General features: G+C 45.3%; 13 protein-coding genes. 1 reads left to right on the top strand and 12 read right to left on the bottom strand.

Annotation, left to right across the window (positions count from 1 at the left end):
* Window positions 1–22: 22 nt before the first annotated feature.
* Together NSQ20_RS03240 and NSQ20_RS03235 are read right to left on the bottom strand one after the other, a co-directional pair.
* The gene (locus tag NSQ20_RS03240; RefSeq protein ID WP_076254810.1) at window positions 23–379 is read right to left on the bottom strand and encodes an SdpI family protein; all 357 of its coding nucleotides are present in this window, start codon (window positions 377–379) and stop codon (window positions 23–25) included.
* Between the two features lie 205 nt (window positions 380–584).
* Entirely contained in the window at window positions 585–2,927 is a 2,343-nt protein-coding gene (locus tag NSQ20_RS03235; RefSeq protein ID WP_340031801.1) for a heavy metal translocating P-type ATPase, read from the bottom strand.
* Between the two features lie 227 nt (window positions 2,928–3,154).
* Between NSQ20_RS03235 and NSQ20_RS03230 the strand changes: the two genes are divergently transcribed.
* Window positions 3,155–3,526 carry a metalloregulator ArsR/SmtB family transcription factor gene (locus NSQ20_RS03230; protein ID WP_036614212.1) on the top strand — a complete coding sequence of 124 codons (372 nt, stop codon included), beginning with the start codon at window positions 3,155–3,157 and terminating at the stop codon, window positions 3,524–3,526.
* 151 nt (window positions 3,527–3,677) lie between these two features.
* Here the strand turns inward: NSQ20_RS03230 and NSQ20_RS03225 are convergent, their stop codons facing one another.
* From NSQ20_RS03225 to NSQ20_RS03180, 10 genes are all read right to left on the bottom strand, one after another.
* Entirely contained in the window at window positions 3,678–4,838 is a 1,161-nt protein-coding gene (locus tag NSQ20_RS03225) for an AI-2E family transporter (RefSeq protein WP_036614215.1), read from the bottom strand.
* 309 nt (window positions 4,839–5,147) lie between these two features.
* A complete protein-coding gene (locus tag NSQ20_RS03220) occupies window positions 5,148–6,182 on the bottom strand; it encodes an LLM class flavin-dependent oxidoreductase (RefSeq protein ID WP_340031799.1) in 1,035 nt (344 codons plus the stop codon).
* A 159-nt stretch (window positions 6,183–6,341) separates the two neighbouring features.
* Window positions 6,342–6,653 carry a helix-turn-helix transcriptional regulator gene (locus tag NSQ20_RS03215; protein ID WP_017690814.1) on the bottom strand — a complete coding sequence of 104 codons (312 nt, stop codon included), beginning with the start codon at window positions 6,651–6,653 and terminating at the stop codon, window positions 6,342–6,344.
* A gap of 114 nt (window positions 6,654–6,767) precedes the next feature.
* Window positions 6,768–7,349 (bottom strand): NAD(P)H-dependent oxidoreductase, encoded by a 582-nt coding sequence (locus NSQ20_RS03210; protein WP_036614218.1) that lies wholly within the window; start codon window positions 7,347–7,349, stop codon window positions 6,768–6,770.
* Between the two features lie 166 nt (window positions 7,350–7,515).
* Entirely contained in the window at window positions 7,516–7,959 is a 444-nt protein-coding gene (locus NSQ20_RS03205; protein ID WP_340031798.1) for a MarR family transcriptional regulator, read from the bottom strand.
* A 166-nt stretch (window positions 7,960–8,125) separates the two neighbouring features.
* A complete protein-coding gene (locus tag NSQ20_RS03200; protein WP_036614223.1) occupies window positions 8,126–8,803 on the bottom strand; it encodes an NAD(P)H-dependent oxidoreductase in 678 nt (225 codons plus the stop codon).
* 211 nt (window positions 8,804–9,014) lie between these two features.
* Window positions 9,015–10,760: a methyl-accepting chemotaxis protein gene (locus tag NSQ20_RS03195; protein ID WP_340031797.1), complete on the bottom strand. Its 1,746-nt coding sequence runs from the start codon at window positions 10,758–10,760 to the stop codon at window positions 9,015–9,017.
* A gap of 195 nt (window positions 10,761–10,955) precedes the next feature.
* Entirely contained in the window at window positions 10,956–11,414 is a 459-nt protein-coding gene (locus NSQ20_RS03190; RefSeq protein ID WP_036614230.1) for a DUF523 domain-containing protein, read from the bottom strand.
* 58 nt (window positions 11,415–11,472) lie between these two features.
* Window positions 11,473–12,756: a hypothetical protein gene (locus tag NSQ20_RS03185; RefSeq protein ID WP_036614232.1), complete on the bottom strand. Its 1,284-nt coding sequence runs from the start codon at window positions 12,754–12,756 to the stop codon at window positions 11,473–11,475.
* Window positions 12,753–13,004, bottom strand: coding sequence for a sigma-70 family RNA polymerase sigma factor (locus NSQ20_RS03180; RefSeq protein WP_305955708.1), 252 nt, complete (start codon window positions 13,002–13,004; stop codon window positions 12,753–12,755). Before NSQ20_RS03180 ends, NSQ20_RS03185 begins: the two co-directional genes overlap by 4 nt.
* Between the last annotated feature and the right edge of the window lie 57 nt (window positions 13,005–13,061).

Here is a 13,061-nt window from a genome sequence, read left to right as displayed (position 1 = left end):
TACACTATTCATTCACTTTACCTTAAACGTTCTGCTCATTCTGTTGCTGTTGAGCACGCTGCATTTGCTTCAACCGGCCTTCAACTCTGGTAAACAATCTGAACGTATAGAATCCTGTAGCAACCAGACTCAGAACCAAAGCTCGTACATCTGTAAGCCAGAAACCGATAATGCCGAATATCGTAATAATCACACCAAATTGCATCATCAGATTGGCGCTATAACTTTGCGCTTCGTCCCATAACTCGGGATTACTCATTGCACGCGGGGTCCGATAACCATATATTCCGTTAATCATTTTCGGTGGTTTTTTGAACACCATCAACCCCAGAATGAAATAACACACTCCAATGATGATCCCTACTACTGCTCCTGTCAAAACGTTCTCCCCTTCACTGTTGTCTTCCATAGACCTGCTCACATTGACACTCCGATGACAGAATAACCTGCGATGGTAGCTTCGCTTCTTCAGGTCATCTCTGTCCTCTCCGTTCTCGTGTAAATGTCTGGTTAGACTTATCTACATAAAAATATAAAAACGGCTCTACGTATATACGAAGAGCCGCCTGGATCGTTTCGTAAACTTAGATATTCTTCACACGAAGTACACGCATGGCGTTCAGGACAGCTAGCACCGTGACACCGACATCCGAGAATACCGCTTCCCACATGGTAGCTACGCCAAACACACCGAGTAACAGGAAGATCGCTTTAACTCCCAGAGCAAACGCGATATTTTGCCACACAATCATTCGTGTACGCTTAGCAATGCGGATTGCACTCGCTAGTTTCGACGGTTCATCGGTCATGATGACCACATCTGCCGCTTCAATCGCGGCATCTGAACCAAGTCCACCCATGGCCACACCCACATCGGCGCGTGCCAGCACAGGTGTATCGTTGATACCGTCACCGACAAACACCATTTTCTCCTTCGGAGATTTGGCAGCTTCCAGTTGTTCCAGTCGCTCGACTTTGTCCTGTGGTAACAATTCAGCGTAGACCTCATCCACACCCAGCTCACGTCCTACCGCTTCACCTACGGCTTTAGCATCACCTGTCAGCATGACCGTTTTGCGGATGCCGAGTTTCTTCAGCGCCTGGATGGCCGCGGCTGCGTCATCCTTCACTTCATCGGCAATGATCAGATGACCAACATATGTGCCAGCTTCAGCCACGTGGACTATCGTTCCAGCCGTCTCTGGTGTGGTATAGGATATACCCGCCTGCTTCATTAATTTGGCGTTGCCTGCCAGCACTTCCCGACCATCGACGCTCACCTTAATCCCATGTCCGGCAACTTCGTCATAACCTTCAACACCTTGCGTGGGAATGGCTTTGGCCCAAGCTACGCGAATGGATTCAGCAATCGGATGATTGGAATTGGCTTCGGCAATGGCTGCAAGCTCCATCAGTTCTTCTTCCGTGCGTCCACCTTCGGGACGAATGGCTGTTACTTTGAATACACCTTTGGTTAGTGTACCCGTTTTATCAAAAACAACAACTTTCACATCGTTCAACGCTTCAAGGTAGTTACTGCCTTTGACAAGAATCCCGTTACGTGAAGCTGCTCCGATACCACCAAAGAAACCAAGTGGAATAGAGACCACGAGCGCACAAGGGCATGAGATAACCAGGAAGACCAATGCACGATAGATCCAGTCAGCAAATGTTGCACCACTAAGTATCAATGGGGGAACAAATGCAATCAAGGCTGCAAGGATAACAACAACCGGTGTGTAATAACGAGCGAATTTACTAATAAAATGTTCTGTTTTCGCTTTCCGGCTGCTCGCGTTCTGCACCAGGTCCAAAATCTTGGATACCGTTGATTCACCAAACGTTTTGGTAACTTCAATCGTCAACATACCATTTTTGTTCACAAATCCACTCAGTACATCACTTCCGGGCTCCAGCTCACGAGGTACCGATTCCCCTGTCAGAGCAGAAGTGTCCACCATGGAACGCCCAATTCTTACGATACCGTCCAGCGGTACTCGCTCGCCCGCTTTCACTACAATTCGATCACCAATCCGTACGTCTTCTGGAGAAACCCGTCGGGTCTCTTCACCCGAACCCGTCAGGATATTCGCATAGTCCGGGCGAATGTCCATCAGTGACTGAATCGACTTACGTGACCGATTAACCGCCATGCCCTGAAACAGCTCCCCGAGCTGATAGAACAGCATAACCGCTACCCCTTCCGGATACTCTCCAATGGCAAAAGCACCCAAGGTAGCGACGGACATCAGGAAGTATTCATCGAACACCTGACCGCGGATGATGTTTTTGGATGCCTGGAGCACGATATCTCCCCCGGCAATCAGATAAGCAAGCGCATATAGAGTAAACTGTGCCCAGCCCTCCAGCGGCGACCAGATTGCAGCTGCGAGCAGCACAGAACCTGCAGCAAGACGAGCAAGCAACACTTTTGTCTGTCCTGCACCATGTTCATGCGAGTGGCCTGCATGGGTATCATCATGGGTATGGATGTGATCATGTCCAGCATGACCTCCGTGCTCATGCACATGACCATGTGCGTGGCCCTGCGAATGTCCATGATCTTGAGTATGCGAGTGTTTGTTATGTGAGTGTCCATGATTATGTCCGACATGGTCATGACTGTGGTTATGCGCACCAGCTGCACTCCCTGTATGGGTGTGCACATGTCCGTTCACGTGTTTTCCTTTTTCCGAAATGCGAATATGCGGCTCCAGCCGAAGCACTTTGCGCTTTGCTTCTTCCACTACCTGTTCATCCATGTCGGAAGTGGTGTGTAGCGATAATGTTTTGGTAACAAAATTGACAGAGCATTCGTTAATGCCCTTAATTTTTTTGACGCCATTCTCGATCTTTAATGCGCAGTTCGCACAATCCAATCCATCAAGTAGCAGTTCCCTTTTCACCTGTTCCTGTCCGGTTCCCATGTGAATTCTCCCCTTTGCAGTACAAAAACGATGTTATATTTCAATTGTATTCAATATATGAGCACTCATTCATATGTTTGGTTACCCCTATTATATGCACGCCTAAACATGAGTGTCAACAATCGTTGTTGATTTTTCATACAGATTATGCTAATAGTAATCATTTCGCTTTAGGCGGGTTTTGGATATAATAGAGCTATAGTTGTTAACATAGGCGGTGATAGGAAATGGAACAACCGGTTAAAGCACCAAGTGAATGTGATGCAGCCTGCTCAGGTACTGAAGCCGACGTGCAGACGATTCGTACTTCACTCATAGATCGGGAGACCTCTTCCGAGATGGCAGATTGGTTCAAGGCATTCAGCGACCCCACACGTCTACGTATTATTGATGCGCTGTTACAGAAGGAATTATGTGTTCATGACCTGACGGTTCTGCTCGACATGGGACAGTCGGCCATTTCACACCAGCTGCGTTCACTCCGTAACATGCGGATCGTCAAGCGGCGCAAGGAAGGTAAGACGGTGTACTACTCTCTGGATGATGCTCATATTGAGCAGATTTTCCTGCAAACGCTCCAGCATATCAAACACAGCTAGGCAGCAGCCAAGCTTGTTCATGCAGAAGAACCCCCGCCTCTCGGCTGTATGCCGATGGACGGGGGTTCTTCTTGGTAAGGGTACCGTTTTATACAGGATACAAAGTGACTATATCTTCTGATTAACTATCTCTTGGAGCTTGCCACTTCGGTTATAAAAGATTGTTCTTGTTCGGGTCGTACAGGCCCGATCTGTCCTTAAACCAGTTGAAGATATGTGATACACATACTTTGAGCACCGCGTATCCTGGAACAGCGAGCAGAATGCCCACGACTCCAAACAGATTACCCGAAGTCAGAATGACAAAGATAATCGTGATAGGATGGATTTTCAGCGTTTTACCCATGATCTGTGGTGAGATGAATTTACCTTCAATTAACTGTACGATCGTCCATACGGCAACCATTTTCAGCAGCATCACCGGAGAAGTGACGAGTGCCACGATCAATGCTGGTGTAATCGCAATTGCAGGTCCCAGATACGGAACAACACTTGTGAACGATGCGATAATGGCAAGAATCAATGCATAATCCAGACCAATGACCATATAACCGATGTAGAGCAGAATACCGATGCAGAAGCTGACGATAATCTGTCCACGAATGAATGAACTGATCTGGTGATTGATGTCTTCCAGCACATGCATTGCGCCCGTACGGCTCTTGATCGGCAGGAAAGACAGAATTTTCGCTGGCAGCTTCTTGCCGTCTTTCAGCAGATAGAACAGAATGAATGGAACCGTTACGATAGACAGCACGGTCTCAGTGAAAGCTCCGAGGAATCCGCCCAATTTGGTCCAGGTCGAGTTCAGAATTTCAGTAGCCTTTTGGGAGATTGTTCCCCACCAGTCCTGCGAATTCAGATTCACCGTTTCCTGGAACTGACCGAACAATTTACTGCCCGTAAGCTCCTCAAACTGCTGTTTTACCGTCTCACTGTAGGTTGGGAAATTTTCAATCAGCCCCACAATCTGGTTACGCACAACCGGAATGACTGCCAGCACTACGACGGTCAGAATGCCTCCAATCGCAAGATACAGGATCAGAATGGACCAGCCGCGCTTGATTTTCCACCTTTCCATCACATCCACAATCGGATTAAGCAGATAATAGAGTATGCCTGACAGAATAATAGGTAGGACAATGGTTTTGATGAGTACTGCGAGCGGATGAAGAACAAAGGATACTTTGGTCAGAACCATCACGTTCAGTCCCACCAACAGCAGAATCAGTAGAAATAGGACAAATTTGTTGTTAAGAAAAAATCGTTTGAACCGCTCCGGCCAAACGCGGGGTTGCTCAGGTTGCTCCATAGGCGTGTCGTCCTCTCTTATGACCCTTAATCAAAACTAAACTATAAAGCTAAATAAATGCCCACACACGAAAAAAATACCTTGTACAAGCCAACATATGTATAACACTCTGGATTTATACGTATGGTGCTGTTTAACCGTTTCAAATTAAACCGGTAAAGTCATTTTACCCCAAAATGAGTCTTCTGCCCCACACGAATCATTTGCAAATTCTCCCTATTCAAAAACGGCTCGCCTCACTGGGAGACGAACCGTAAATTTGTAACTATACCCTACTATTAATCCAGCTTTTACGCTGAAAAATGAAGATTAAGCTTTCCCCGCTAATTGTGCGATTAACTCATAGGAATGCAGACGTGCCTTATGATCATAGATCATCGACGTAATAATCAGCTCATCTGCCTGCGTCTGCCGAATGAAAGATTCCAACTGTCCACGTACGGTTTCTGGTGAACCATTAACAGCTGCCTTCAGCGTCTGCTCAACACCAGCTTTCTCACGATCCGTCCATTTGCCTTCCATCTCTGCCGGAGGCTGTACTAATCCCGTTGTGCCGCGAATAATGTTCAGGAACTGCTGTTGCATCGTTGTACCCAGCCATGCTGCTTCCTCGTCTGTATCCGCAACAACAGCATTGACACCAACAATCACATGTGGCTCCTTCAAGCTTTCAGATGGTTGGAAGTTGTTTCGATACGTCTCTAATGCAATCCGGGTGTAATCGGGCGAGAAGTGGCTGGCAAAAGCAAACGGCAATCCCAGCTGACCTGCCAGACGTGCACTGAAATCACTGGACCCCAAGAGGTAAATTGGAATATTCAACCCTTCTCCAGGAACTGCGCGAACAGGTGCATGATAAGACGTCGCCGAAGCATCAAAGTATGCTCTAAGTTCTGCCAAAAGTTCAGGGAAATCTTCCCCACTGTTCAGATCTTTGCGTAGTGCAAGCGATGTACGGCGGTCACTACCTGGTGCGCGACCCAGTCCCAGATCAATTCTGCCAGGATACAAGGATTCCAGAGTACCAAACTGCTCAGCGATGACAAGCGGTGCATGGTTAGGCAACATGATGCCTCCTGAACCCAGACGAATCGTTTTGGTTTCACCAGCCAGATATCCAATAACAACCGAAGTTGCGGAAGAAGCAATACCCGGCATGTTGTGATGTTCAGCTACCCAGTAACGGTGATATCCCCAACGCTCTGCATGCTGTGCCAGATCGAGACTGTTGCGCAAAGCATCAGCAGGTGTTGCACCCACAACGACGGGAGCCAGATCCAGGATGGAAAGCTTAACGTCATTAATATGTTCTTTATGGGATGAAGCCGTATTTTCTGTAGTCATTATCGTTTAATCTCCTCGATGATTATATTTTTGTATATCCAGATATATAGATTAATTAAATCACAACTGGATATGGTGATGTGTTCATAAACTAGCCGTTTACATCCGGACGGAATCCCTGCCTGCATATGCATCCTAGCTTCCGTTCCGGCATCCGGCTTATAACTCGTTCTGTACGTACTCGGCAAACTGACGGATCGTCTCCTCGTTGCGCCGATAATACGTCCATTGTCCTCTGCGCTCGGAGAGCAGCAACCCTGCCTTGAGCATAGTCAGCAGATAACTGGATATAACCGACTGAGCCAGTCCAGCCTTCAGTTGAATCGTGCCAACACAGATTCCGTTCTTGCCACCATCCGGATGCTGAGATAGTTCCAGCGGTGGGAAGTGTTGCTCCGGGTTTTTGAGCCACAACAGGATTTGTCTACGTGTCTCGTTCGATAATGCTTTAAATATAAGTATAGGTTCCATGGGTACGATTATACCCCCTTTCATCCATTTTGCAAACACATGAACAAACAAACCGACTCATGATCGAGTCGGTCTGGTATTATATGGAATCCTCATCTGGATTCAACATCCATATTAGAAATTGGTTGTAATCGTCTGTTTAACCTGATCCAACATGGCTTGATATGCGGGTGCATCCAGGTATCCAATACTACCGAAGAGCAGATGATCTACGGCTTCAATACCTACAAAATCGAAGATACCTACGTCTGAAGTTAATTTCAGTCCAGCAGTCATGCCAATCTGATCATAAATTTCACTTGGTGTACCATGTGTGTTGATGATGAGTCCTTTTTTGCCTGTCAGCAATTTCTCGATTCCCGCTTCACCCGCTGCATATGCAAAACCATTAGCGAATACACGGTCAACATATCCTTTCATAATGGCAGGAAGACCTGTCCACCAGATCGGATAGATGAATGTGATAATTTCTGCATCTGTAACAAACTGTTGCTCTGTTGCGATATCCTGTGGTGTCTGTCCTGCACGCATGGAAGCTGTGTCAGCTTCAGTCAGTACGGGTTGGAATCCAAGTTTGTACAAGTCACGAACGACTACTTCATGGCCTTGAGCTTTGAGAGCTTCTACAGCAGTATTGAGGATTGCGTTATTCAAGCTGTCTGTGTGCGGGTGAGCATATACGATAAGATGTTTCATAGTGTGAATCCCTCCAGGTTTGGTTTAAGTTAGGTTGCGAAAATGGGGTTACATTGATACGCTCCCATATACATAGATATCTATGTATATGGGTAAAAAATATTTGGGCTCCTCTGCCTCCACCCCAGTCAAATCTGGAAGGGTTGCAGACAGAAGAGTTCATTCATTATAACTTTCGGACAATAATGGATAGCAAGCTCTCCAATTGCTCCGACTGTTCGTTGGACAAACCACTATAGATGATGTCATTAATCTGCTCTGATACCTGATGGAAGATCGGTTCGAGTCGCTTCCCCTGTTCGGTTAGGCGAATCATCGTCACTCGGCTATCTTCGGCACTCTTGCTGCGTTCAACATAGCCAAGCTTCTCCAGCTTGTTGACCAGTACCGTTACCGTTGGTTGCGTGCGTTGAACACGTTCAGCCAACATCTTGATCGACAGCGTCTCTTCCCGGTACAAGAACATCAATACATCTCCATGAGAAGGAACAATCCCTGTTACCTCATGCTGTTCCAATTCGTGTACAATCCGTTTGTTGACATGGTCTCTGATTCTTGCAATCAGTGCAATTGCGTTGTATTTAGGCATGACCTCATTATACATAGACATCTATGTAATTTCAAGTTCTTTTTATAAACAAGAAAAACAGCCCGATATTTTCCATCCTGCTAACATGTGGAAAATATCGGGCTGTTTCGATTCTACTTTGATCCTGATCTATAATGTTAGATCTTAGCTAATCGTTTTTTGAATTCATGTTGGATTCATGCTGAATTCAGTTAATCCATTGCGTGATTTTCTCAACGGATTGTCGGGACTTCTCACGCTGGGGCTCCTCTGCCCGATAACCGAAGGCTGCCATCATGGAGACGCCCCATGCGCCATTTTCCAGCAAGCCCTCTTCTTCCATAATACGGTGGACGCCCTCACGGCTGAAACCTTCGATTGGACAAGAATCAATCTCGATCTGAGCTGCCGCCGTCATCATGTTGCCAAGTGCAATATAAGTCTGTTTAGATGCCCAGTCAAATAATGATCGTGGATTATCCAGAATTTTCTGGTTATTTTGAAACTTTCCATAAGCCTCACTTGTTAGCTCAAATACGTTATTAGGCATTCCCTTTGTTTCCTTCAACATGTACTCCGCATAGGGAGAATTATAACTGGCATCTGATCGGGCCAAAATAACAACAAAATGGCTTGCTGTAGCCAATTGCTTTTGAGCGCCGGAAGAGACTTCGGACAGACGCTTACGCAGGTTTGGATTTTGTACAATCAGAAACTTCCACGGTTCAAGGCCAATGGAACTTGGAGATAATCTGCCTGTTTCCAATATAAATTGGAAATCCTCATCCGAGATTTTGCGGGTATCATCAAATATCTTTGTTGCATGCCGGAAATGATACGCCTTTAAGATGTCTTCCTTTGTCTTTGACTTTGCTGTAACTTCCATGGAGCTCCACGTCCTTTTTATAACTTTTTTTATGTTGAACAATAATGTTTAAGTGGTTTCATCTCAAGTATTATTTTAGGCTCTATATGTATAAATTAAAAGTACGCACATTATTGTTTCTTGGTTTATAAAAGTAAGTATTGGATGAAAGACAGCAATAATCCACTGGGCATACATGGCCCTAGTGGATTATCTATGACTCTTTTTCCTTTTAAATCTTGAAATCTTGAACCAGCTTATTCAAATTTAATGCACTATCCTTGACTTGATCAGATTGTTTAACTACTTCCACAGATTGCGCAGCAGAGGCAACCATATGTCCTGCAATTTCCTGACTGGATGCGGCTGATTGTTCACTGGCTGATGCAATTTCGTGAATGGAGCCCACTAGTATTTTGATATTTGCAGTCACTTGTTGTGAGGTTGCATTGAGATCTTTAACTGCATTGGCATGATCAAGGGAATCGACATAATACTGTTCAGCTGTATCCTCCAATAATTTATAATCTTTGCCAACCTGATTGAACATAAAGGATAGCAACTCTTTAGCATTCGAGGACAGATTGGTCACAGACTGCATAACTTCTTCCGTGACCTGCTGAATTTGATCGGCAGCCTGTCTGGAATCATCAGCCAACTTTCGAATCTCGCTTGCAACAACCGCAAAACCTCTACCTGCTTCTCCAGCCCTTGCAGCTTCAATGGATGCATTGAGTGCAAGCAGATTAGTCTGCGCCGTAACATCCAAAATGGATTGAGATAATATACCAATCTGATCTACAGCTGTTGCACGTTCCAGCGCTTCTGACATCTTCTGACTCGTATGATCATACATGTCTATGGCTGCTCGGCTCGATTCGCGGGCTTCCTGCTTCAACTTTTCAGCCTTCGTGCTGGTCACATAGGCGGACTCTGCTTGTTTAGATGTCTGTTCCGATATATATTCAGCTCCCTGTTTCATCTCCGCAGCCGAATGATTCATATTTTCCGTATGGGCTGAAGCCTCTTCCATTGCAGCCGAGAGCTCTTCAACTGTAGCTGATACTTCACGAATTCGTTCATTCAGACCAGCCATGTTCTGGTTGGTAAGATCGCTAACCTGGTTGATATGATGAGATTCCTGAACTACACCACGAATGACATTTGTTGTGGAATCGGTCATTGTACGAATAGCTCGTGCGATGACACTTATCTCATTATTTCCCTGTGTTAGATGCGGATCTAAGGATGCCGTTAAGTTGCCTTGTGTTATTTCTTCACAATAACGGGTGATAGCTTTCATTCGTTGACGTATACTGCGAATCACTACAAATGAAATAAGAATGAGTGCTGCAAGTGAAAACAAAAGAACCGAACCGAGTACCAATGCTCGTTGCTGAATTACTTCCTGTGTATCCGCATAGAGCTTGGCTGACTCTTCTTCGTTATGCGCACTCAAAAGGGTGATCGTCTCCACAATCGCTGTACTGCTTTTGTTAATTCTTCCTCTCTCTTCACTATCGTAGGTGCCCGACATCTTTTTGGTATCCATGATTTGCTCAATATCCTGATAATATGTATCCATCTTTGCTACCAAATCTGCAAATATCTCTTTTTCTTTGGTATCCAATGTTCTTGCTGAAAATTCATTCAAACCATCCGTGATACTCTTCTTACCTTTCTGAACCTGATCGTACTGTTTGTCGGTATACTCTGCATTATCAAGAACCTTTGTATAATTGGCGCGCATATTATAGAAATTACTTTTCAATTCAAGAACATTGGTTTGATGCTGGAAGCGGTCATTGTAGAGGATACCTTGTCCCGTTTTTGCTTCGTTCATTCCGAAAATCCCAATCAGAAAAACAGTAAACAAACCGATTAGACTAATTACAGTCATGATGACCATCGTTGTTGTTAATTTCATATTTTTGAGTTTATTTCCTTTCTTATTTTTTGGCTTAGACTGAATTGACATGATTATTCCCCCACTTTAAATAGTAGATAGCCTTATATATCTTATATCTATATCGTATGTATCCATATTGTTTGTTAGCATTTCAGGAAAATCGACTTTATTCATTTGATGAGAAAAGTAATGGGAGACAACAGAAAAGCCGCCAGGATATAATCCAGCGGCTTTTCTGTGAATATGAAACGATATCTGTTCGACCTATAGTTGCTCCATCCATTCATTTTCAGAAATGACGGTATATCCTTCTTGTCGCAGCAATGCTGAGGTGACACCTTCTCCAGTTACCTTGTGATTGGCAAAATTCCCATCATAGATCATCTTTGTACCACAGGACGGACTAAACTCCTTCAGTACCACACACGATACATTCATTTCTCGCGCCCATTCGAGCGTCTGATAGGCTCCCTTAATATACAACTCTGTGACATCCTTGCCGCTTTTCTCGATCACTTTTGCAGTGCCTGCCAGCACGTCCTTGCCCGTGCCACCGATAATTTCAGCCGCTTCCCGTGGAGTGGAGAATCCGCCAAGCAGCTCCGGACATACCATCTTAGCCTGCTCCTGCTCCACCAGCTCCTGAATCTTCTCTTCCAGACTCGCTGTTCCGTTGTAACGGCAAGCTACCCCTGCCAGACATGAACTCACCAAATATTTCATCGTTATCTCCTTATACACATTCCATCTATGAAGTAAATTGTAACATATAAGATCAGCCCTATAACTCGCCTCTGGTGATCATCTTGATCCGTCCATCTTCCCTATATTCAACCTGAAAAACATCCTTGCTCGACTCCAGTTCAAATGTGACCATGCCTGGATGGTCAGGATTACGGTGAAGTTTATACGCTTGAAGATCCATTTTAAATATTTTTTTAATTATAGGTTCTACTTCTCCTCTAAGAAGAGACTCCTGTATGTTATATAGTTCCTGATAATAAGCCTCTATTTCTTCCCAGTCTGCAAAGTCTTGCTCATAGTGATTAGCATCCCCAACCGTATAACCCATGCCCGCTTTTCCTTCGGTCATCTGTACAAAGTAGTTATCTTTAAAGGAAAAAAAGACTGTATCCTTACCAAGTTCATCATCTTTGCTTCGGCTTGCTCTTACCAGATCAAGATTGGCTTTACCAGACAGAGCCTCAATCGCGTTTCTGGCATCCGTCAGCGCTGCCTGGGATACTTGATCAGGTCTAAGGTCACCTGTGATCGAGACAGCCTTGTCCTGCTGCCATACAATCTCCCCATAACCATCGCCAGTCTCATTCTCTAACGCTAATGTCGTATGCGATATTGGCTCCGACTCCCCTTGCTTCATACTCACAAAACGTTGGACTGATGCAGGTTTAAGCGTTGGAGTGCTGCCTATACTTTGCAAGAGGGATGGAACTTGACGCAGATAACGGTGTTCCAGCTCACTTGGCTGCATCTCTCGTCTCATCTGTACTTCACGCAGATTTCCTGTTGTCGCATCGAGCCATATCTGCGCATACTCCTTCTCGCTTTCATTTCCAGCCTCTACATATATTCTGCCGGACACAGGCAGGTCTTCCACTTTCTTAATCTTCAGCTGTTTACCCAGATCATCTCGCATCGTAGTTGCAACATTTCTTTTCATTTTGTCGGTTAGCAGATTTGTGTTCAAACCATCGGATAACTGTAACGTTGCTGTCGGATAGACCTGCTCGATCACGGGTCTCACCAGCTGTCCATCATCCCAGATCCATAGGAACAATCCAGCAGCAATAACCAACGCACCCGTGCCGGCAACAAGAGGCCCTCTTCTAAGGCGACGCTTGTGTGACGCATTTTTCACTTGCGGTCTAAACGGCCTGGATAACCTGGAACTGTCCTCTAACCTATCTCCCTTGCTTTCCTCTTCCGACTTCTTCATCCACTCCACCTGTTGAAGCACCTTTCGCTTGTGATCCTCTGTAAAAGGAGACAAAGCAAACGGTCCCTTCCGGATTTCCTTTTCCCACTGCTCATCCTTGTGTCTCATTTGCTTCGCTCCTCCCATTGTTTCCGTACCTTATCCTTACCTCGGGATAGTCTGGATTTTACTGTGCCTAAGCTGATTTTCAACATCGCAGCAATCTCACTCGTCGTAAGCTCATATTTCAGATTCAGCAAAAGAATCTCCCGAAACTTCTTTGGCAACGCCAGAACAATATCCCAGATTTCATGGATATGCTCCTTACGCATCACTTCCATCTCGGCCGAAGGATGTGCAGGCTGCTCTGCAATCATGACTCTTTGGTTCGAACCCCCATGCTCTGTCTCAATGGGTAACGTCTCTCCCCACAG

Origin of the sequence: Paenibacillus sp. FSL K6-1122 (assembly GCF_037977015.1) — a bacterium.
Classification (GTDB): Bacteria; Bacillota; Bacilli; order Paenibacillales; family Paenibacillaceae; genus Paenibacillus; species Paenibacillus amylolyticus.
Note: the sequence above shows the minus strand (reverse complement) of the source record. Positions and strands in the feature narration are given on the sequence as shown.